This window comes from Marivita sp. NO-S04 (assembly GCF_059070475.1).
Map to the genome: position 1 here is coordinate 3546588 of NZ_CM180980.1, position 20620 is coordinate 3567207.

At 59.1% G+C, this 20620-nt stretch carries 16 protein-coding genes and 1 pseudogene; 6 read left to right on the top strand and 11 right to left on the bottom strand.

Going from position 1 to position 20620, the window contains the following annotated elements; genetic code table 11:
- Positions 1–35: 35 nt before the first annotated feature.
- Positions 36–560, top strand: a complete 525-nt coding sequence (locus tag ACK3EW_RS18030) for an ester cyclase (RefSeq protein ID WP_493807262.1) — start codon at positions 36–38, stop codon at positions 558–560.
- Complete coding sequence (locus tag ACK3EW_RS18035) at positions 557–1555, top strand: LacI family DNA-binding transcriptional regulator (protein ID WP_493807263.1); 999 nt, start codon at positions 557–559, stop codon at positions 1553–1555. Before ACK3EW_RS18030 ends, ACK3EW_RS18035 begins: the two co-directional genes overlap by 4 nt.
- A gap of 3 nt (positions 1556–1558) precedes the next feature.
- On the opposite strand, the pseudogene ACK3EW_RS18040 reads toward ACK3EW_RS18035, so the two are convergent.
- The 6 genes and pseudogenes from ACK3EW_RS18040 to ACK3EW_RS18065 all read right to left on the bottom strand — a co-directional run bounded on the left by ACK3EW_RS18040 (position 1559) and on the right by ACK3EW_RS18065 (position 8397).
- Positions 1559–2543, bottom strand: a pseudogene (locus ACK3EW_RS18040) (nuclear transport factor 2 family protein).
- Positions 2544–2546: 3 nt separating this feature from the next.
- Positions 2547–3419, bottom strand: a complete 873-nt coding sequence (locus ACK3EW_RS18045; RefSeq protein ID WP_493807264.1) for a dimethyl sulfoxide reductase anchor subunit family protein — start codon at positions 3417–3419, stop codon at positions 2547–2549.
- Positions 3419–4168 carry a 4Fe-4S dicluster domain-containing protein gene (locus tag ACK3EW_RS18050; protein WP_493807265.1) on the bottom strand — a complete coding sequence of 250 codons (750 nt, stop codon included), beginning with the start codon at positions 4166–4168 and terminating at the stop codon, positions 3419–3421. The genes ACK3EW_RS18045 and ACK3EW_RS18050 overlap by 1 nt, the downstream gene beginning before the upstream one ends.
- Positions 4165–4329 carry a hypothetical protein gene (locus tag ACK3EW_RS18055; protein WP_416884051.1) on the bottom strand — a complete coding sequence of 55 codons (165 nt, stop codon included), beginning with the start codon at positions 4327–4329 and terminating at the stop codon, positions 4165–4167. Before ACK3EW_RS18055 ends, ACK3EW_RS18050 begins: the two co-directional genes overlap by 4 nt.
- On the bottom strand, positions 4326–7154 hold the full coding sequence (locus ACK3EW_RS18060) for a molybdopterin oxidoreductase family protein (RefSeq protein WP_493807266.1): 2829 nt from the start codon (positions 7152–7154) through the stop codon (positions 4326–4328). The genes ACK3EW_RS18055 and ACK3EW_RS18060 overlap by 4 nt, the downstream gene beginning before the upstream one ends.
- Before the next feature lie 109 nt (positions 7155–7263).
- Positions 7264–8397, bottom strand: a complete 1134-nt coding sequence (locus ACK3EW_RS18065; protein WP_493807267.1) for a citrate synthase — start codon at positions 8395–8397, stop codon at positions 7264–7266.
- Between the two features lie 36 nt (positions 8398–8433).
- Between ACK3EW_RS18065 and ACK3EW_RS18070 the strand changes: the two genes are divergently transcribed.
- Positions 8434–9297 (top strand): phosphate acyltransferase, encoded by an 864-nt coding sequence (locus ACK3EW_RS18070; protein WP_493807268.1) that lies wholly within the window; start codon positions 8434–8436, stop codon positions 9295–9297.
- A 10-nt stretch (positions 9298–9307) separates the two neighbouring features.
- On the opposite strand, the gene ACK3EW_RS18075 is transcribed toward ACK3EW_RS18070, so the two are convergent.
- Positions 9308–10468, bottom strand: coding sequence for an acetate/propionate family kinase (locus ACK3EW_RS18075; protein ID WP_493807269.1), 1161 nt, complete (start codon positions 10466–10468; stop codon positions 9308–9310).
- Position 10469: 1 nt separating this feature from the next.
- Positions 10470–12248, bottom strand: a complete 1779-nt coding sequence (gene xsc / locus ACK3EW_RS18080) for a sulfoacetaldehyde acetyltransferase (protein ID WP_493807270.1) — start codon at positions 12246–12248, stop codon at positions 10470–10472.
- A gap of 308 nt (positions 12249–12556) precedes the next feature.
- Between xsc and ACK3EW_RS18085 the strand changes: the two genes are divergently transcribed.
- The 3 genes from ACK3EW_RS18085 (at position 12557) to ACK3EW_RS18095 (ending at position 17430) form a co-directional block, all read left to right on the top strand.
- Positions 12557–13951 carry a hypothetical protein gene (locus ACK3EW_RS18085; RefSeq protein WP_493807271.1) on the top strand — a complete coding sequence of 465 codons (1395 nt, stop codon included), beginning with the start codon at positions 12557–12559 and terminating at the stop codon, positions 13949–13951.
- Positions 13952–13966: 15 nt separating this feature from the next.
- A complete protein-coding gene (locus tag ACK3EW_RS18090) occupies positions 13967–15304 on the top strand; it encodes a glycosyltransferase family 4 protein (protein ID WP_493807272.1) in 1338 nt (445 codons plus the stop codon).
- A gap of 101 nt (positions 15305–15405) precedes the next feature.
- Positions 15406–17430 (top strand): SGNH hydrolase domain-containing protein, encoded by a 2025-nt coding sequence (locus ACK3EW_RS18095; RefSeq protein ID WP_493807273.1) that lies wholly within the window; start codon positions 15406–15408, stop codon positions 17428–17430.
- On the opposite strand, the gene ACK3EW_RS18100 is transcribed toward ACK3EW_RS18095, so the two are convergent.
- Genes ACK3EW_RS18100 through ACK3EW_RS18110 form a run of 3 tightly spaced genes read right to left on the bottom strand, consistent with a single transcriptional unit; the run spans position 17431 to position 20620 of the window.
- Positions 17431–18432: an ABC transporter ATP-binding protein gene (locus ACK3EW_RS18100; RefSeq protein WP_493807274.1), complete on the bottom strand. Its 1002-nt coding sequence runs from the start codon at positions 18430–18432 to the stop codon at positions 17431–17433. It lies immediately after the preceding gene.
- The gene (locus ACK3EW_RS18105) at positions 18429–19424 is read right to left on the bottom strand and encodes an ABC transporter ATP-binding protein (protein WP_493807275.1); all 996 of its coding nucleotides are present in this window, start codon (positions 19422–19424) and stop codon (positions 18429–18431) included. The genes ACK3EW_RS18100 and ACK3EW_RS18105 overlap by 4 nt, the downstream gene beginning before the upstream one ends.
- Positions 19421–20620, bottom strand: coding sequence for an ABC transporter permease (locus ACK3EW_RS18110; protein ID WP_493807276.1), 1200 nt, complete (start codon positions 20618–20620; stop codon positions 19421–19423). The genes ACK3EW_RS18105 and ACK3EW_RS18110 overlap by 4 nt, the downstream gene beginning before the upstream one ends.

Sequence of the window (20620 nt, forward strand, 5' to 3'; positions counted from 1 at the left end):
GTCCACTCTCTTGCAAACGCATGCAGTGAGGGATGATGGCAGGCGCACGACCGGAACAGGCGGTTCTGACCCGCGATACGGATCTGTCCAAGACCGAAGACACCCGCCGGGTGATCGAAGGCATGGTGGACGGTCTCAACGACCACCGCATTGCCGATATCGGTGAGTTCTTTGCTGAGGGGTTCCGCTGGATGGGCAACACCGGCTGCGGCACCAAAGAGGGTCTGCGAGAGTTTCAGGACAACTGGCAAAAGCCGTTTCAAGCCGCGTTCTCGGACAAAGTCTGCGTTGACGAGGCGCGGCTTTACATGGTCGAATGGGCCGCTGCCTTTGGACGTCAGGAAGCGATACATTCAGGGCGGTTCATGGGGGTGGAGCCGACAGGCAAGCGCGTCACCATCCGTTACATGGATTTCTGGAAAGTGGTCGATGGCAAGATCGTCGACAATTACGTGATGGTCGATTTCCCGCATGTCTTGGCACAGCTTGGCGTTGACGTGTTCGGCGGCGAAGGCTGGGAAGCCTATGACCGGGGCGAAAAGACCCCACCTGCCCCATGACCACAACGCGCAAAGTCACATCGCTTGACGTCGCCAAGCGCGCGGGGGTCAGTCGCTCTGCGGTCAGCCGCGTTTTCACGCCCGGGGCTTCGGTCAGCGAACGCACGGCCTCCAAAGTGCGCGAGGCCGCCAGCGCACTGGGCTACCGACCCAACGTGCTGGCGCGCGCGATGCTGACCGGAAAAAGCAAAATCATTGGGCTGGTAGTGGCCTATCTTGATAACCATTTCTACCCGACCGTGCTGGAACTGCTGTCCGAAGCGCTGGAGCGCGAGGGGTATCACGTGCTGGTCTTCATGGCGGCGCACTCTACAGATGATGTCGAAGACGTGGTGAGTCAGATCCTCGATTACCAAGTGGACGGTCTGATATTGGCCTCGGTTTCCTTGAGTTCCGATCTTGCGGATCGCTGCCGCGCATCGGGTGTTCCTGTCGTTTTGTTCAATCGCAAGCTTGAGGCCGAGGGCGAGTTGGCGGTGGTGTCGGACAACCGCATGGGGGGGCGTTTGGCGGCGGAGCATTTGATTTCGCTTGGGCGCACGCGGATCGGGCATATCGCGGGCTGGGAAGGCGCCAGCACGCAGCGCGACCGCGAGGCGGGTTTCATGGAAGGGCTGCGCGCCGCGGGGCTGGGCCTGTTTGCGCGGGAGGTCGGCGACTACCGCTTGCCCCGCGCCAAAGAGGCGGCGCGGCGCATGTTCGACACGCCCGACCGGCCGGATGCGGTGTTCGTGGCCAATGACTATATGGCGTTTGGCGTGATGGATGTTCTGCGGTCGGAACTGGGTTTGCGCGTACCGGAAGATGTTGCGCTGATGGGCTTCGACGATGTGCCAAGCGCGGCATGGCCGGCCTATGGTTTGACCACGATCAAGCAGGATGCCGAAGCGATGGTAAGCACCACCGTAGATGCGCTGCTGTCCGAAATCGGCGGGACAGAGGTTTTGCCCCCTGCCCCATTGCCCGTGACTCTGGTGCGTCGCACCACGGCGTAGAGGTCAAAGGTTTCCGGTCGCCAGCAGGATCTGTTTCCAGACCGCAGTTTCGTCGATCAACGTCCATTCACGCCGCAATCCATTTCGCCCAAACTCAGCATGGGTGATGCCCATGATGAACACTTCAACCCCGGTCGGCGCGCCGAACATGCCCCAGCCAGAATGGGTGCCGTGCAAAGACCAGCGCACCGCAGCACGCGCACCGCACAGCGGCTCCTCCATCCCGATTTGGTGATCGATAGAAAACTGCGCGTTTGGGAACGCCGCGTGAAGCTGCATCCAGAACCGGTCTGCATCTGAGTGACCCACGCCGGTGACATGCCCGGGATAAGCAAGCTCGGCAGCGCGGTCATAGCTTTCAGGTATGACAGAGAATTCAGCTTTGGCGATCCGGGTCAGGATGTCGGCCAACGCCTGTCCCCAAGGGCTGTCGTTGCCGGTACCCTTGTAAGGTCCGGGCATGTCCGTCGCGGGTGTCAGCGGTTTCACGCATGTGTCTGGCCCACCCTCCCACACGATGAGGTCTCGAGTCCAGTCCACCACGTCCTGTCCCATCTGGCGGACAATCGCGCCCTGATCCCGTACCAACCACTCGTCATGCACGCCGTTGTCGCGGCACCAGCAATCGGCAAGGATGCGGTAGGCCAGTTTGCGCCCCGTCGGCGCGCCATACACATCCGGGCCGTCATGTGTGGCGCTACAATAGAGACGATGCGAGGACAGGAAGCTATCGTCGCCAGTGGCGCATCAGATCACGTCTTCGCCCAGAAGCTGACGATCCGGAAATTCGGCCAAAGTGGCCTCGGTCGCGGCGATGATCCCGGTGTTGCCCCTTAATGACAGAAGCCGGAGAACGGACCACAAGCTCTGGCCCGTAATATTGGTGCAGCGTGTTTATGCCGCGGTCTTCCCAGATGTCCTTGGTGATCCCTAAGATGAAGTCGGGAACGTCCTTCCAGCGTTCGTCAAACCCCGGAAGGAATGCCATGGATCACCGCATCCCGTAGTAAAGTCCGACCACGTGTTCTGCTTCTGCAAAGAACAGCCAGCGGGACACCAGAACGCCCGCGATGTGGCTGATCAGGGCCAGCAGGCCGAAGATGTGCGGATAGGGCAATAGCAAGAGGAACACGGGGACGACCAGCATCAGAATGAATGCGATCATCCGCAGTTTCTGCGCATGTCGGCGACCAACAGTGTAGACCATCTCATTCAGCAGGTAGTTCGTTCCCGTATGCGGTGGCTCAAAAGCGCGGACTTCACCGATATTGCCAAGGCCGGTCGCAGTCTTGAGATCGGTGCCGCTTTGCTTGAACCGCGTGTCGCCGGTCTTCCACCAAAGCGCCTGAAGGCCGCCCGCCACCAAGAGCAGGATCAGGCCGATGGTCACACGCCCAGAGAGCAGCGCGCCGCCTGCAATCGACAGCGCCAGGAAGAGTGCCGAGGTCAGGACAGTGTTCCAGCGCGGCACGGTCTTGAGCTGCGCATAGATCATTGACGTCGTGTAGACGGTGGCCAGCGCAAACGCGGCCCCGATCCAACCCAGGATCGAGACCTGCGTGTCGAAGAAGACGAGCAGGAACGCGTAGATCCCCATGGTCACCAGAGCGGCAACGGCACACCACGCCTCTCGGCTGAGCCAGCTTGTCTGCCATTGGGTGAAAGCCTTGATCGCCCGCTCGGGGCGGCCAAGGTGGAAGGTCGACGAGATCAGCCCTCCGACTGCCAAAGCATAGCCAATCGCGAAGAACGCGAAGGCCACCCAGCCGGTTGGCGCTGTTGAGTCGATCCCAAGCCAGAACAGCAGGCCCAAACCAAGACCCGAAAACGTGCTGAACGCGATAATTGATGGAGCCGGATGCATCAGAGTTTCTCCAGCGTCTTGTCGAGCCATCCCAGAAAGCCCTTGGGCTCTTCCACCACGGGGGCGAGCAGCGGGGCTAGGATGTCGATTTCTTCGTTGAGCCGGTCCTTGGGACGCGGCGGCAGGTATTTGTTGACGGGCTTGGTGCCTTGTTCAGGCATCAGGTCCATCCCACCACGTTCGGCGACAAGCTGGCTGACAGCGCTGTCGGGGTCGCCGAGATCGCCAAAGTGACGGGCATTGGACGGACAGGTGCGCACGCAGGCGGGAACGCGGTCTTCCTCGGGGAGGTTCTCGTTATAGATGCGGTCCACGCAAAGGGTGCATTTCTTCATCACCCCTTCCGCCTTGTCCAACTCGCGCGCGCCATAGGGACAGGCCCAGGCGCAGAGACCGCAGCCGATGCAGTCTTTCTCGTTCACCAGTACGATCCCGTCTTCGGTGCGCTTGTAGCTGGCCCCTGTTGGGCAGACGGTCACGCAGGGTGCGTCTTCGCAATGAAGGCAGGATTTCGGGAAATGGATGAGCTGCGCCGGGCCGCTTTCGGGCTGAACCTCGTAGGAATGAACACGGTTAAGGAACGTGCCTGACGGGTCCGCGCCATAGGGGTTTTGGTCTGACAAAGGCGCGCCGTAGTTTTCGGTGTTCCAGCCTTTGCAGGACACAACGCAAGCATGACACCCGACACAGGTGTCGAGGTCGATCACCAGACCCATCTTGCGGTCTGTCTTTTCGGGAAGCTGCGTCATGCGGTGCGGTCCTCTGTGATCGTGATGGTGGGTGCTGGCGCAAACCCGATCGGCTGTTCTGCCTCTTTGTCCCAGGTTGCGACGAACCAGATGAACGACCCAGCCATGCCGATCAGCACAACCGCGATGGCCAGCAGCGTGGCTTTCATTGCTCCGCTCATGGTTCCACCTTCCAGCGCAACTCATCTGGTCCTTGGCCGACAGGCGATTTCAGCTCATCGAACACAGGATGCGATTCAGACGGTCCGTCTACCTTTTCGATCTTCACCCGCAGATCGAACCACGCCGCCTGTCCGGTGATCGGGTCAGAGTTTGCCCAGCGCAGACCATCGCCTTTGGGCGGCAGCAGTTCGTGGATCAGGTGGTTCAACAAGAACCCTTTGGTCGCCTCAGGCGCGTCTTTGTCCAAGGCCCATGCACCTTTGCGTTTGCCGATGGCGTTCCATGTCCAGACGGTGTTTTCGTTCAGCGCCGCCATATGCGCGACAGGGACTGTGATGTCACCATGAGCAGACGTCACGCGCGCCCAATTCCCAGTCTTGAACCCGTGCTTTTCCCAAAGCTTGGTCGGCAGGTAGAGCGGGTTATGCCCATGGATTTGCCGCAGCCACGCGTTCTGCGTGCCCCAGCTGTGGTACATCGCCATCGGGCGCTGCGTCAGCGCGTGGATTGCGAATTCCTCGGTGTCGACGCGGCTGTCTTCGAAAGGCGCATACCAGATCGGCAGCGGATCTAGCGTTTCCTTGATCCGCGCGCGCAGGTGATCCGGCGGTTGGCGGTCGCCATGCCCTTCGGCGGCCAGTTGGAACTTGCGCATCGGTTCGACGTAAAGCTGGAAGATATAAGGCGCGGCCGCATCGTAGAGACCGATTTCCACCGCCCAATCCTGATAGGCCTTGTTCCACGGTTTATAGTACAGCCCCTCGTCCGGCACATGCGACGACCAGAACCCGCCATTTGCGATATAGCTGTCGATCTGCGCCTCGTTGACGTCGCCGCGCCCGCCGGTCAGGCCCTCTTGGCCCATACGCCACCCCGCCAAGGGACCGACACCGGGGCGTCGCTGGTGGTTGGTGATGTAATCCGCGTAATCCGCGTATTTCTGGCTGCCGTCCTCATTCACAAATCCCGGCAGGTCGAGTTTCGCGCCCAACTCGCACAGCACCGATTGGAAGCCGCGCACATTACGGTCGGGTTCAACCACAGGCCATCGGATCGCATCGGCCGCCGCGTCCGCCTCGCAGATCGGGCGGTCGAGGAGCGAGATACAGTCGTGCCGCTCAAGGTAGGTCGTGTCGGGCAGGATCAAGTCGGCATAAGCGACCATCTCGGACGAATAGGCATCGGAATAGATGATGCGCGGGATCACGTAGTCGCCGTTCTCACCCGTGTCCGTGAGCATCTTCATCACGCCAGACGTGTTCATCGTCGAGTTCCACGACATGTTCGCCATATACATGAACAGCGTGTCGATCTTGTAGGGATCGCCGGCATAGGCATTCGAGATGACCATGTGCATCAGGCCATGCGCGCTCATCGGGTTTTCCCATGTGAACGCCTTGTCGATGCGGGCGGGGGTGCCGTCTTCCTTGAGACACAAGTCGTCGGGGCCATGCACAAAGCCCAGATGCGGGCCGTCCAGCGGCTTGCCCGGTGTCACCTTGCAATGCGGCTTCGGATGCGCTGTTGCGGGCTTGGGGTAAGGCGGTTTGAAGCGGAACCCACCGGGGGTTTCAACGCTGCCGAGCAGGATTTGCAGCACATGCAACGCGCGGCAGGTCTGGAAGCCGTTGGAATGGGCACTGATGCCGCGCATCGCGTGGAAGCTGACAGGGCGACCCACCATCTTGTCGTGCTTTTCGCCCCGGAAATCAGTCCAAGGCTGGGCAATCTCAATCGCTTCGTCAAAGGCGACGCGGGCAATCTCGGCCGCGATGCGCTTGATCTTGGTGGCGGAAACGCCGCAAGTTTCAGCCACAGCTTCGGGGGCGTATTGCGGATCAAGATAGCGTTCGGCCATCAGGTGCATGACGGTCTTATGCGTGATCCCGGCATGACGGTAGCTGGCGGCAAGGTCGGGCTTGACGCCCGGCTGATCGAATGGTGTCAGTTTGCCGGTCGCGCGGTCCATAACCAGCGGCTTGCCGTTGTCGTCCTTGAGGAACAGCCCATGTTCCGGCGACTTCGGATCGCCATTCACTAAAACCGGCGCGTTGGTGTAGCGGGCAAGGTAATCGAGGTCGATCTTCCCGGCCTTCATCAGTTCATGCACCAGCGCGAGAATGAACAGACCATCCGTGCCCGGCGTGATGCCGACCCAATCATCGGCAATCGCGTTGTAGCCGGTGCGGATCGGGTTGACGCCGATCACCTTGGCCCCGCGCGCCTTGATCTTGCCAAGGCCCATTTTGATCGGGTTGCTGTCGTGATCTTCGGCCACGCCAAACAGTATAAACAGCTTGGTGTGGTCCCAGTCGGGTTGACCGAATTCCCAGAATGCACCACCCATCGTATAGATGCCAGCGGCGGCCATGTTGACGGAACAGAAGCCACCATGCGCGGCATAGTTCGGAGTGCCGAAATTCTGCGCCCAAAAGCTTGTGAAGGATTGCGACTGGTCGCGACCAGTGAAGAACGCGAGCTTTTCCGGTGCCGCGTCGCGGATCGGCTTGAGCCATCCAGTCGCGATCTCCAATGCCTCGTCCCAGCTGATCTCCTCAAACTCACCCGACCCACGCGGACCAACCCGTTTGAGCGGTGCCCGCAGACGGGACGGTGCGTTGTGCTGCATGATCCCCGCGCTGCCCTTGGCACAAAGCACACCTTTGTTCACCGGATGGTCCCGGTTGCCTTCGATATAGGCGACCTTGCCATCCTTCATGTGCACGTTGATCCCACAACGGCAGGCGCACATGTAGCACGTGGTTTTGCGCACCTCGTCCGAGACTTTCGGTGACAGGTTCAGCTCTGGCTGGACGTGGCCCATATCAATTCTCCCTGATCCGCCGGGTGTCGCCCCGGTCAGAATTGGCGACAGTGTTTACGTTTCTGCGCCGATGGTAAAGGCGCATTATGCAAGCGCTTACATCTCCGTCTCATCGGGCGTCTATTGGCAACCAATCACGCGGTTCCGGCCCGTTGTAGAGTGTGAGCGGACGGATGAGAATATTCCCGCGCTGCTGTTCGATGCACTGGATCACCCACCCCGGCATCCGGCCGATGGCAAAGATCGGAACGTAAAGGTCCATCGGGATACCGTGCAGCTGGTAGATCACCCCTGAATAGAAATCCACGTTCACATTCAGACCGTGACGGCTGTAGGGCTTCATCGCTTCGACGACCGCTTGCAGGATCTCGTACCATTCGGGAGCACCCATCTCTTCGCCCAGCTTGCGGACCCCTTCACGCATGTGGCGCGCTCGGGGGTCTTCGGCGCGGTAAACGCGGTGGCCGAAGCCGGTGACAGCCTCGCGGTTGGCGCGCTTGGTCTTGACGTAGTCCGCCGCTTTTTCGGGCGTTCCGATCTCCTTGACCATCTTCATCACGTCTTCCGCCGCACCACCATGCGCAGGACCCGCCAGCGTGCTGAGCGCAGTCACGATGGCACCGTGCAGGTTCGCCTCGGTCCCAACCGTCACCCGCGCGGCAAAGCTCGACGCGTTGGCACCATGTTCGGCGTGTAGGACAAAATCCACATCGGCCAGACGCGCTGCATCCTCCGACGGCTTTTCGCCCTTGAGCATCCAGAGCCAGTTGGCGGCGTGGCTGAGGTCGTCATCCGGGGCAACCGGATCACGCCCATTGCGGATCGCCTCATGCGCCGCGACGAGCGTGGGAACTTGTGCGGTCAGGCGAATTCCGTTGCGAAGGAACGCTTCTTCCCCGGTCGCAAGGCTGTCCGGCTCCAACGCCGCCAGCGCAGACACCGCCGTGCGCAGCACGTCCATCGGGTGGCCATCTTTGCACACGCGGATGATGTCGAGAACGGTATCCGGCACAGCCCGCGCTGCACGCATCTCCGCGTCAAAGGCTGCAAGTTCTGCCGCGTTCGGCAACTCGCCCTTCATCAAGAGGTGGCACACCTCTTCGAACGTGGCATGCGTGGCCAGATCATGGATCGAATAGCCCCGATATTGCAGCGTTCCAGCGGCGCCGTCGATGTCGCTCACCCCGGACCGTTCGAAATAGACGCCCTTCAAGCCTCGGTTGATCTTGACGTTATCAGTCATTGAAGGCTCCTTTGCGGGCGGAAGTGGGAGAGTGATATGAGCGTTCTGGACAAGGCACGCGCCGTTGCTGCAGGATCGAACACCCGCGTCGTGTTCCCCGAACTGGACGATCCACGCGTTGCAAACGCCGCGCAGCGTCTGACCAAGGACGGGCTGTGTTCCGTGCTCGATATCGCGGCTGATCCCACTGAGGCACAGGTTGCCGCCCTCGTGTCGGCGCGCGGGATGAAAGAGGCGATGGCCCGCAGGCTTTTGCAGAAACCCCTGTACCGCGCCGCCGGAATGGTCGCCGCAGGCGAGGCCGACGCGATGGTCGCAGGGGCCGACAGCCCGACGCGGCGCGTGATCGAAGCGGCGAGCATGGCCATCGGTCTGGCCAAGGGCGTGACAGTCCCTTCCTCGTATTTCCTGATGGTGTTCCCGGATGGGCGCGAATTCGTGTTCGCAGATTGCGCGGTAAACGTGGCACCGGATGCAGCGGCGCTGGAAGCCATTGCGCGGGCGTCGGCTGACACGGCAAAGGCGCTGATGGGCGACGCGCGGGTCGCGCTTTTGTCGTTCTCCACCGGCACCAGCGGCGCAGGCGACAGTGTGGATCTCGTGCGCAGCGTTGCCGAGGCCACGGGGTTTGCAGGACCGATCCAGGCGGATGCCGCGCTGAACACCACCATTGCCGCGAAGAAAGGATTGGGCAGCGGAGATGCCAATGTGCTGATCTTCCCATCGTTGGACGCGGGCAACATCGCGTACAAGCTGTGCCAGGAATTGGCGGGCGCGCAGGCTATCGGCCCGTTTCTGCAAGGTTTTGCCCGCCCGGTTTGCGATCTGAGCCGCGGAGCCACAATGGACGACATCGTGGCGTCAACGCTGGTCACGATCACCCTCGCGCAGCAAAGCTGAACGGTGGATCTCATGCGGCCTCCAACAAGGCCATGGCATCCAGCGCAATCATGCGCTCTTCTTCGGCGGTGATGACCCAAACAGCGACTTTAGAACTGTCTGCATGCAGGCGTGGGCCAGAGCGGTGATTGAAATCCGGATTGATCCGCACACCCGCCCATTCCAGCCCCCGCAGGATACGTGCCCGCACACCGACTGCATTCTCACCAATCCCTCCGGTAAAGGCGATGGCGTCGAGACCCTCCAAAGCCGCGATCAGCGATCCGGCATGGCGAAGGGTCCAATAGCAAAAATGCTCGACCGCAAAGGCGCTTTCAGCCGACGCATCCAGCATTAGCTTGCGCATGTCAGACTTGCCACCCGACAGGCCCAGCAAACCGCTCTCGTGATTCAGGATCGCCTTGGTCCGCTCCAACCCGTTTTCTTCAACCAGCCGCAGGACTGCGTTCGCGTCGATCCCGCCAGAGCGTGTGCCCATCGTCAGGCCGTCCAGCGGCGAATATCCCATTGTCGTGGCAATCGACTGTCCATTGTGGATTGCGCAGAGCGACGCGCCGTTACCGAGGTGGAACGCCAAAAGGCGCGACGGCAGCGCCTCGCCCGACACTTCTGGAAGACGGCGCACAAGGGACGCGTAGCTGAGCCCGTGGAACCCGTAGCGGCGGATGCCCTTAGTCTCCATCATTTTTGGGATCGCGTATCGCGTGGCCACATTCGGGTTATTGGCATGGAACGACGTATCGAAGCTGGCAAACTGAGGCAGGTCCGGTGCAAGCCGCAACAGCGCTTCCATCGGCGCAAGGTTGTGCGGATTGTGCAGCGGGGCAAGCGGGGTGCAATTGGCGATCTCGGCGCGCACCTCATCAGTGACGCGCATCGGACCGGTGAGCTTGCGCCCACCATGCACCACGCGATGCCCGGCCGCGCGAAGCGTGTCAGGGGTGATCCCCCGCTCGGCCAACGCATTGAGGATGGCTTCCAAAGCGGCACGGTGGTCTATGAGCGGGACGTCCCGCTTATCCGCACCTATCCGAAGACTGGACGCGCCGCCGATGGCTTCGGCCATGCCCGAGAGCGTTTCAGTCACGTTCTTATCAAACAACGCGAACTTGATCGAGGACGACCCCGCATTCAGAACCAAAATCGGTCCTTCATGTGCGGGGTCGGTCATGTCAGGCGACCTTTTGCGGGCGCATATCCGCCGGGTCGATGCCCGCGACGGCAACGGGCGTTTTCATCGCGTCGCGGCGGAACGGCTCTCCCAGTTCCTGATTGATCATGGCTTCGATCAGCGTTGTCTTGCCATTCTCCATCTGATCCTTGATGGCGGTGTTCAGCGCATCGCGCAGTTCGTCCATCGTGCGGGCCACAATACCCTGCAGACCGCAGGCCTTGGCGATAGCGGCGTAGCTGACACCCTCGTCCAGTTCCGTACCGACGAAGTTGTCGTCATACCAAAGCGTGGAGTTCCGCTTTTCCGCTCCCCACTGATAGTTGCGGAACACGATCTGAGTGATCGCGGGCCATTCCGGACGACCGATCGCAGTCAGTTCGGTCACAGCGATGCCGAACGCACCATCACCCGAGAAGCCGACCACCGGCACATCCGGGCACCCGATCTTGGCACCCACAATGGACGGCAGACCGTAACCACAGGGGCCAAACAGACCGGGGGCAAGGTACTTCCGCCCTTGTTCAAAGGTCGGGTAGGCGTTGCCGATGGCGCAGTTGTTGCCGATGTCGGACGATATGATCGCGTCGTTCGGCAACGCTGACTGGATCGCGCGCCATGCCATGCGGGGGCTCATCCAGTCCGGCTTGGCGGCACGGGCGCGTTCGTTCCATGTGGTGCCGGGATCGTCCTGTTCGTGGTCCATGCTGGACAGTTGCTGCGCCCATGTGGATTTGGTTTTCGCGATATTGGCTTTCCGTTCCTCACGGCCCTCATCGCCCGCCGTATCGGACAGACGTGCGAGGATGCCCTCGGCCACTTTCTTGGCATCACCAACGATGCCGACGCTGACCTTCTTTGTCAGACCGATGCGGTCGGGGTTGATGTCAACCTGAATGATCTTCGCGCCTTTGGGCCAATAGTCGATGCCATAGCCCGGCAGGGTGGAGAACGGATTGAGGCGTGTGCCAAGGCACAGAACAACGTCGGCTTGGCTGATCAACTCCATCCCCGCCTTCGACCCGTTATACCCCAAAGGTCCGGCAAACAGCGGATGCGATCCCGGAAAGGCATCATTGTGCTGATAGCCAACGCACACAGGTGCCGTGAGCCGTTCAGCAAGGGCCATGGTTGCGGGGATTGCGCCCGCCAGAACCACACCCGCGCCGTTCAGGATAACCGGGTTCTTGGCGGACGAGATCAGGTCAGCGGCCTTTTGAATGGCGCTGTCACCACCGGAGGGCCGTTCGAACTCGACCACTTCAGGCAGGTCGATGTCGATCACTTGGGTCCAGAAGTCGCGCGGCATGTTGATCTGTGCGGGGGCAGAGGCGCGCTTGGCGTTCAGGATCACGCGGTTCAGCACTTCGGCCACGCGCGAGGCGTCGCGTACTTCTTCCTGATAGGCGACCATATCTTCGAACAGCTTCATCTGTTCGACTTCTTGGAAGCCGCCCTGCCCGATGGTTTTGTTGGCCGCTTGCGGCGTGACCAGCAACAGAGGCGTGTGGTTCCAGTAGGCCGTTTTCACGGCGGTGACGAAGTTGGTGATGCCCGGACCGTTCTGCGCGATCATCATGCTCATCTTGCCGGATGCGCGGGTATACCCGTCAGCCATCATGCCGCCAGAACCTTCATGTGCACAGTCCCAGAACGTGATGCCTGCTTTCGGGAAGATATCCGAGATCGGCATGAACGCAGACCCGATGATCCCGAACGCATGTTCGATCCCGTGCATCTGGAGGACTTTGACAAAAGCTTCTTCGGTGGTCATTTTCATGGTGGCTCTCCCTGAGAAGGGCGCGGACCGAGGGGCCGGCGCGGTTGGGCGGACACTAGCGATGCGTCGCAATAGCCAATAGGGCCAATTTGATACCCAACTTATAGCCAAAATCCATGAACGCACTGCCCGACACGGCCAAACCGGGAAGCTGCACTATCATGTATTTGCTGCATTCCCGCACCATTTGTGCCGAATTTCGATTGCAGTATGTTAAACGGGTCAGGAACCAGACATGGCTTTGAGCTGTGGCTCCAGACTATAAATGCAACCGACCCTCGAACGGCATGCTAACGGCAGGACACTGAATGCCAAATGCATTGGCACTTCTAATACTGGCCATATGGCCACTCGTGACAGTTGTTCTGTTTCAGAAACTGCCGCCCGGCCGTGCTGTGATCGCAACGCTTCTGGCTGGCTATCTGTTCTTGCCAGAACCTCCTGCTGGTTTTGACTTTCCGCTGGTTCCACCGCTGACCAAACATACGATCCCGGCGCTTAGCGCGCTTGTGATGTGGTTCTGGATGTATTCTCGCGACTTCAGGCTGTTGCCGCGATCGCCAATCGCCGTGGTGCTGTTAGTTCTGTTCATCTTCTCGCCTGTCGCCACAGCGCTACTCAACCGCAGCCCGATCTATTGGGGCGAATTCTATATCCAAGGCATGACCATTCGCGACGCGATTGCATTCATCATTCAGCAGGTACTGCTGATCCTGCCCTTCCTGCTGGCCCGAAGATTCCTGTGCCATGCAGAGGATCAACGTGATCTCATGCTGGCGTTTATGATTGGCGGGCTCATTTACTCTTTGCCGATGCTAATCGAAGTCCGCCTGTCGCCCCAACTGAACCTGTGGATCTACGGCTATTATCAGCACGACTTCGTCCAGACGATCCGCTTTGGCGGCTTCCGTCCCATGGTCTTTCTGTACCACGGCATCTGGGCAGCATTCTATCTGCTGATGGCCATCGTCGCGGCTTTTGCCCTTTGGAAGACCGGCGCATTCAAGTCGAATTGGAAATTCCTGCTGATCGGGATGTACCTGACAGGTGTTCTGATCCTAGCGAAATCGCTCGGCGCTTGGTTGTTCGCTGCGGTTTTGATCCCTGTGATCGTATTGTTCGGCATGAAATGGCAGATGCGATTGGCTGTGTGCATCGCTGCGTTTGCGATCACCTATCCCGCCATGAAAGGCGCAGGTCTTGTCCCAGAGACCGCTATCCTTGAGGCAGCCGCCAGCATTGACGAAGATCGCGCGGCCTCGCTGGACTTCCGGTTCCACAACGAGAACAGGCTTCTTGAACGCGCCCAAGAAAAGCCCCTTTTCGGCTGGGGCAATTATGATCGCAACCAGATCATGAATCCGAGCAACGGGATGATCGAGACGATCACTGACGGTCGCTGGATCATCCTGATCGGTCAGTTGGGATGGCTTGGCTTTCTGGCGGAATTCGGGCTCTTGGTCTTGCCCGTTTTCCTGTTGTGGCGCGAAATCAGGTACCGGGAACAGGGCGACTATTCGCTCCTGATCATTCCGCTCTCATTGATCCTCGCGGTCAATGTCTTCGATATGTTGCCGAATGCCACGCTTACGCCACTGACGTGGTTGATGGCCGGCGCTTTAACGGGCTATGCAGAAACCCTCCGCGACGGGCGGGGCGCGTATCTATCCAGCCACCGCGTGCAATGGCGCACCGTATTGTAGGACACGACGATCCTTATGCAAACATCGAGAAACCGCCCTCCGCGGGTTTTGGCCATCGCCGAAGCCGCGAACCCCGAATGGGTGAGTGTTCCGCTTGTGGGCTGGTCGCTCGCGCAGGCCTTGCGGGACGTGGCGGATGTGCATCTGGTCACGCAAGTGCGCAACCGAGATGCGATTCTGCGTGCAGGGCTTGTCGAAGGGAAGGACTTTACGGCAATCGATTCAGAGGCCGTCGCGCGGCCACTATGGGCTTTGGCCGAAAAACTGCGCATGGGCGAAGGCAAGGGCTGGACAACGCTGCAAGCAATAAACGCGTTGATATATCCTTGGTTCGAGCATCTTGTCTGGAAGGAATTCGGCCCCGCAATCAAAGCTGGCGCTTTCGACGTTGTCCACCGGATCACGCCACTAAGCCCGACCATCAGCTCTCCGATTGCGCGCAAGGTTCACCGCGTTGGTGTACCGTTTGTTTTGGGTCCTTTGAATGGGGGCGTACCCTGGCCCAAGCATTTCGACGCCGAGCGGCGCGCGGAAAAGGAATGGCTAAGCTACATTCGAAGCGCTTACAAACATCTGCCCGGCCGCAACACCGCTCTCAAGCATGCATCGGCAATCGTGGTCGGATCACGCCACACACAAAGCGAAATTCCCAAGGCGTATCAGGACAAAACGGTCTACATCCCGGAGAACGGCATTGATCCGGGTCGGTTCAACAAGATCGCAAAGCCGACCGGTGATGTTCTGAAGGCCTGCTTTGTCGGACGTCTGGTGCCTTATAAAGGCGCAGACATGCTGATAGCGGCGGCGGCGGATCTCCTGCGTAGCGGTCGGATGACGCTGGATATCATAGGTGACGGACCGATGCTCGGAGACCTGATCGCCCAAGCAAAATCGCTTGGATGCGAAACAGGACTTACGTTCCACAAATGGATAGACCATTCCGAAGTTCAGACGCTCCTGAGCAAGTCTCACATCCTCAGTTTTCCGTCGATCCGTGAATTCGGAGGCGGGGTCGTGCTTGAAGCGATGGCTTTGGGCGTTGTTCCCGTCATCGTGGACTACGCAGGTCCGGGTGAATTGGTAACGACTCAATCAGGTTTCAAAGTGCCATGCGGCAGCCGTGATGAGATCATCGCCGGATTTCATACCATATTCCAACGCTTGGCAGAAAACCCGGACGCCCTTGCGCCGATTGCAGCGACGGCGAAAGCACGGGTGGATGAGTTTTTCCTGTGGTCCCGCAAAGCGAACCAGATCCGAGATGTCTACGAATGGACTCTCGACAAGAGGCAAGCAGACAAACCTGACATTTTCGCGGCTGGATTGCGACCAATCTCCGCAACAATGCCATAATCGGTACAACACACTGTTTCCCAATTGGCAGTTGCCCGCGCCGTCAGCGAAGGAGTATCCATGCTCAACGGTGGGGGCCGTAGCTGCTAAGGTGTGATACTGTGTCAACCCGCTCGACCTTGCGTGTGTCAGACGTCTTTGTTCTCAAAGATTCTGAATCCGCGCGGTCGGAAATCAGACAGTTTCTACTTGCATTGGCCTGCCTCGCTTTTGTTCTTGCCGCTTTGGGCGCGGGACAAGTGGGTGCGGACGCCTTTGCCAAGGATATCATCCTTGTCTTTTGTGGCGCGTGGTGCGCCAATCAGCTGATCCGTGGCACGGACATATTCAAATCCCAGATCATCTGCGTGTTGCAGGCATACTTCATCGGCGTTCTGTGCTGTGCCGTGCTGCTGTTCGGCGTGGGCTGGATGGTGTTCTTACCGCAAGAGTATGAGAACCTTGGTCATGCGTTGTTGTTGGCTGCCACCTTCACAACCAATATCGGCCAAGTGTTCTTTCCTGTTGAAACGGGCATGCGGTTCGACGGGCTTTTCGACCATTTGTGGTTGCTGGCACTGATCGCGCAGTGTGGCGTGATCCTCAGCGTGCTCTTCTGGTTGTTTTCACCTAACAGCGTGCGTTTGCTTTTCGTGCTGGGCAGCATTTCCATCGTTTCGTTGGTCCTGACACTGATCGACGCTCCGATGGTTCAACAGCTTCCCATCGGCGGCTTATGGGCCTTTCTGTTCGGCGCACTGCCGTTCATCATCACGCACCTATTCCGCGTTCTGGAGTTCGCAGCATTTATCGGCGTCATTAATATCTTGGCCGGAATCCTTGCAATCTCGGCCTTCGGTGACACGTTGGTGTCGCGTGCCACTGTGGCGCTCGGCCTGTCTTTTCTCTATCTTGGGAGCCGCAGTCGAACTTCGCAGCCAGAGATGACCGACTTTGGCAGGCGTTGGTTTGGAATGGTGCTTCACACCTTCCTTTGGGCCGTTCCACTTCTCAAACTGAACACCGCGCTCAGCATCTCAGGGCATGCGAAGCTCGACCTAGTCTTGCTGGTCATCCCCTGCCTGCTCTTTGCGATTTTCTCTTGGTCGGTCTGGCAACATATCGAACAACGGACCGGAACAAATAGGCTCGTTATCAGCGGCGCGGTTGCGACGGTCCTGTTCGTCAATGGCATGATCAGTCTGATGACACATGGATTGCAATGGCGGTTCCCCGATGGGGCGCAAGCGTATCTTCACGCGCTGCAGTCGGACGCATCGTCCACGCGGTGTCCGCGCGAAACCGACGGCCCTTTGGCGGGGCTCGAAGTCTGCCGCTTTGGGCCCGACGGCCCGCCAAAGGTTTTGGTCTGGGGCGATCACCAGCTTGATGCGATCCGCATTGGCTATGCCGAGGCTGCACGCCGGGCGGCTGTGCCCACATTGCTGATCGCGCGCACTGACTGCGTGCCCTTGGGCGACCTGCAAAGTCGATTCCCTGAGGGATCATCTGTTTCCGGACAGGAATGCGACAGGCAGTCAGCCCAAGTCCTTCAGGCCCTGCCGCATCTGACGTCTGTTCGACAAGTCACTCTTGTTGCGGATTGGGCCTATTACCTTGATGTTCCAAAGACTGAACTTCTCACCCATGCCAAAGTGCGCATCGGGCCCTTGGACGGCAGTCCCATGGACATCTCACGACAAGCAGACTACGTGGCGAGCGCAGCAAAAAATACTTTGCAGACCTTGTCAGACAGAGGCGTGCGCGTCTCGGTTCTGCGGCAAGTTCCATCACATCCAAGCTTTGACGCAGAAATGGCCGCACGATCCAGCTTGCCCGGTGCGGGGCTGTATATGGGTATGCCCAAAATCTCGACCATGGTCACAGTCTCGGACGTCACACAGCGCCACGCCACGATGGACGACCTCTTCCGCAGCTTTGCTGCGACCGGCCAGATGACCTATGTCGACACGTGGGGCGCATTCTGTTCAAGCACGCGATGTGATGTGCGCGGTGGCTTGTCGAGTGACTACATCACCTCAACACGGCTTAGCCCAAGCGGAGCCTTGTCGCTTGCCAAGATCCTCGCTGACGATCTGAAACGTGCCACGACACATGCATCGTACCGAAGAAACCTAGACAGCTGATCACGCGGCTTGCGGGGCCATGAGTTCCTTCCACCGGTGGCACGCCACATCATGCCCTTTGCCGTCCGTTTCAAGCTTGGGTTCAACCTGTTTGCAATGATCGATAGCGAATGGGCACCGCGTGTGAAACTTGCAGCCAGAGGGTTGATTGGTCGGCGACGGAATTTCCCCCGTCAGCTTTTGCGCTGAACCCCGGTCATCCGGATCAAGCGACGGGATCGCCGAGAACAACGCTTTGGTATAAGGGTGGCGCGGGGCCGCAAACAGTTTGCGTGTCGGAGCGGATTCAACCAAGCGACCGAGATACATCACGGCGACATTGTCACAGGTGTGGGCCACCACCGACAAATCGTGGCTGATGAACATGAAGGTCAGACCCATATCGGACTGGATCTGCTTGAGCAGGTTCAGAACATCCGCCTGAATGGACACATCCAAAGCCGCAACGCTTTCATCCGCAACGATGAACTTGGGTGCCGACACCAGCGCGCGGGCAATCGAAATACGCTGACGCTGCCCACCGGAAAATGCGTGAGGAAATCGGCGCAAGTGTTCAAGGTTCAACCGGCACTTCGCAGCTATTTCACGCACGCGGGCATCGGTTTCCTGGCGGTTCTTCGTGAGACGCATCACTTCTAGAGGTTCAGCAATGATATCCCGCACCGTCATACGCGGGCTAAGCGCCGCATAGGGGTCCTGAAAGATCAATTGTGCGCGCTTGCGATAATCCTTGAGCTGGTCATTCGTGATCTTCTCAAGATCGTAATCAACCTCACCATCACTGTAATGCGCACCACCCGCAGTGATCGGAGCTGCCTTCAAAAGAGCGCGTCCCAGCGTGGTTTTCCCGGAACCACTTTCGCCGACAAGACCAAAGAACGATCCCTTTTGAATATCGAGAGAGACGTTGTCGACAGCCTTGAGAATCTGTTTGTTGAACAGGCCACCCCCAATAGGAAACCCCACGGACAGCCCTTTGGCGCGGATCAGAACATCACTCATGCCGGCACCTCGTCGTAGATATGGCAGGCCACTTTGTGGGTCGCGTCAATCTTGCGGTCCTTGGGATCGGTGATTTTGCACACGTCACCAACAACCTTGGAACAGCGTGTGTGAAACACACACCCTGACGGCCGCTCAAGTGGTGACGGGATGTCGCCGGGGACAGGGGTCAACGGCGAGTCAAGGTCATCCAGTTTCGGCAAAGCCGCAAGCAAACCCTGCGTGTAGGGATGTTTTGAATTGCGGATCACCTCGCGGACGGGGCCTTCTTCGATCATCCGGCCCAGATACATGACGTTCACCTTGTCAGCGGTCTGTGCAACCACTCCAAGGTCATGTGTGATAAACACGATCCCCATGTGAAACTCGGCCACGAGGTCTTTCATAAGGTCGATCACCTGCGCCTGAATGGTCACGTCCAGTGCCGTTGTCGGTTCATCCGCGATCAGCAGCTTGGGTTGCGTCGACAGTGCCATCGCGATCATCGCCCGCTGGCGCATGCCCCCCGACAATTCAAACGCGTACTGATCGAACCTCTTGGACGGATCAGAAATGCCAACGCGGTCCAGCATTTCAATTGACCAGCGCTTGGCGCTCTCGTTCGTATACGTTCCATGAAGCTGAAGCTGCTCGACCATTTGTTTGCCGATGGTGATCGCGGGCGCAAAGCTGGCCATCGGTTCCTGAAAGATCATCGACACAGCACCGCCACGCACGATGTTCAACTCGCGCGGCGTTTTGAGGGATAGAACGTCTACTGGGCCGCTTTCGGTGTGAAGCGTGATCTTGCTTTCCGGCGTATAGACCGCATTGCGGGCGTTCAGATGCATCAGCGCCTTGGCGGTCACCGATTTGCCCGAACCGGACTCTCCGACCAACCCCATCACTTCGCTCTTGTTGAGCGAGAAACTGACATTGTCGACAGCGGTGATCAGCCCCTCGTCAGTGCGAAACTTGAGTGTCAGGTTTTCTACGTCGATCAGGGCCGTCATTTGTTGTTATCCGAATAGGGGTCTGCCGCGTCGCGCAAGCCGTCACCGACAAACACAAACGCCATCACCAGTGCGATGAAAAAGATCACCGGGATGAAGTACCATTGGTAATTAAGAAGCACGTCCGCGCTGGTCACGTTCTGAAGCATGACGCCAAGGCTGTTCACCGGATCCTTGAGGCCAAGACCGATAAACGACAGCGCGGTTTCCGACAGCACCATGTATGGAAACGAGATCACCAGATCGACGATGATGTAGCTGGTGAAGCTGGGCAGCAGGTGCCGCCGGATCACGTGGCCCGAGGACGCTCCGCACAGTTGTGCCGCCAGCACGTATTCCTGGTTCCGCTCGGTCAACAGGTGCGTCCGCACTCGGCGCGCCAATGTCGGCCAGTTGATCAGGCCGAGGATGAGCGAGATGTAGAAGAACCGTTCTTCGGCGGATAGCTCGGGTGGCATAAACGCTGCAACCGCCATGAAGAGCGGAATGGCAGGCACTGTTCGCACGGCATCGGTGATCATCTGCAAGACCGAGTCGATCCAGCCGCCATAATACCCCGACACGCCCCCGATCACGAGCGCCAGCACAAAAGCGATCAAGACGCCGATGGTGCCCACCTGCAACGACGTCCAGATGGCATGGAATGTACGCGAAAAGATGTCTTTGCCCGCGTCATCCGTGCCGAAGACATGCACGAACCCTTCCGGCGCTCCGAACAGATGTGTGTCCATCGGGATGAAGCCGAACAGCTTGTACTCCCACCCTTCCACGAAGAAGTAGATGTAGTGACGTTCGTCTTCGTTGATCGTCGTCACCCAGCGGAAATTCGTCGCCATCGACCGCTCGCGTTCAACCGCATGGACGAAGGGGCGCAATGAACAGCCATTCACATCGCAGAACTGCGGGATCTGCGGCGCACCATTGGTATATTCGTCGTTCTTGCCAGCAATCGTCGGATTGTAGGGCGACAGGAACGGCGCAAAGATGCCCGACAGGACCAGAAACAAAAGCACACATGCCGCGATCATCGCCGAGCGCTGTCTCTTGAACCGCGCCCAGATCAGTTGGCCTTGCGAGGCCGTGAAATACGCCTCCTTCGACCGCCGCTCGACCGCCGCGTCGGTTTCGACCACCTGCACATCAGGTCCTGTTGTCTCCGCCAGATTGGGCTTCATGGGATCGGGTGTCGTCGTCAT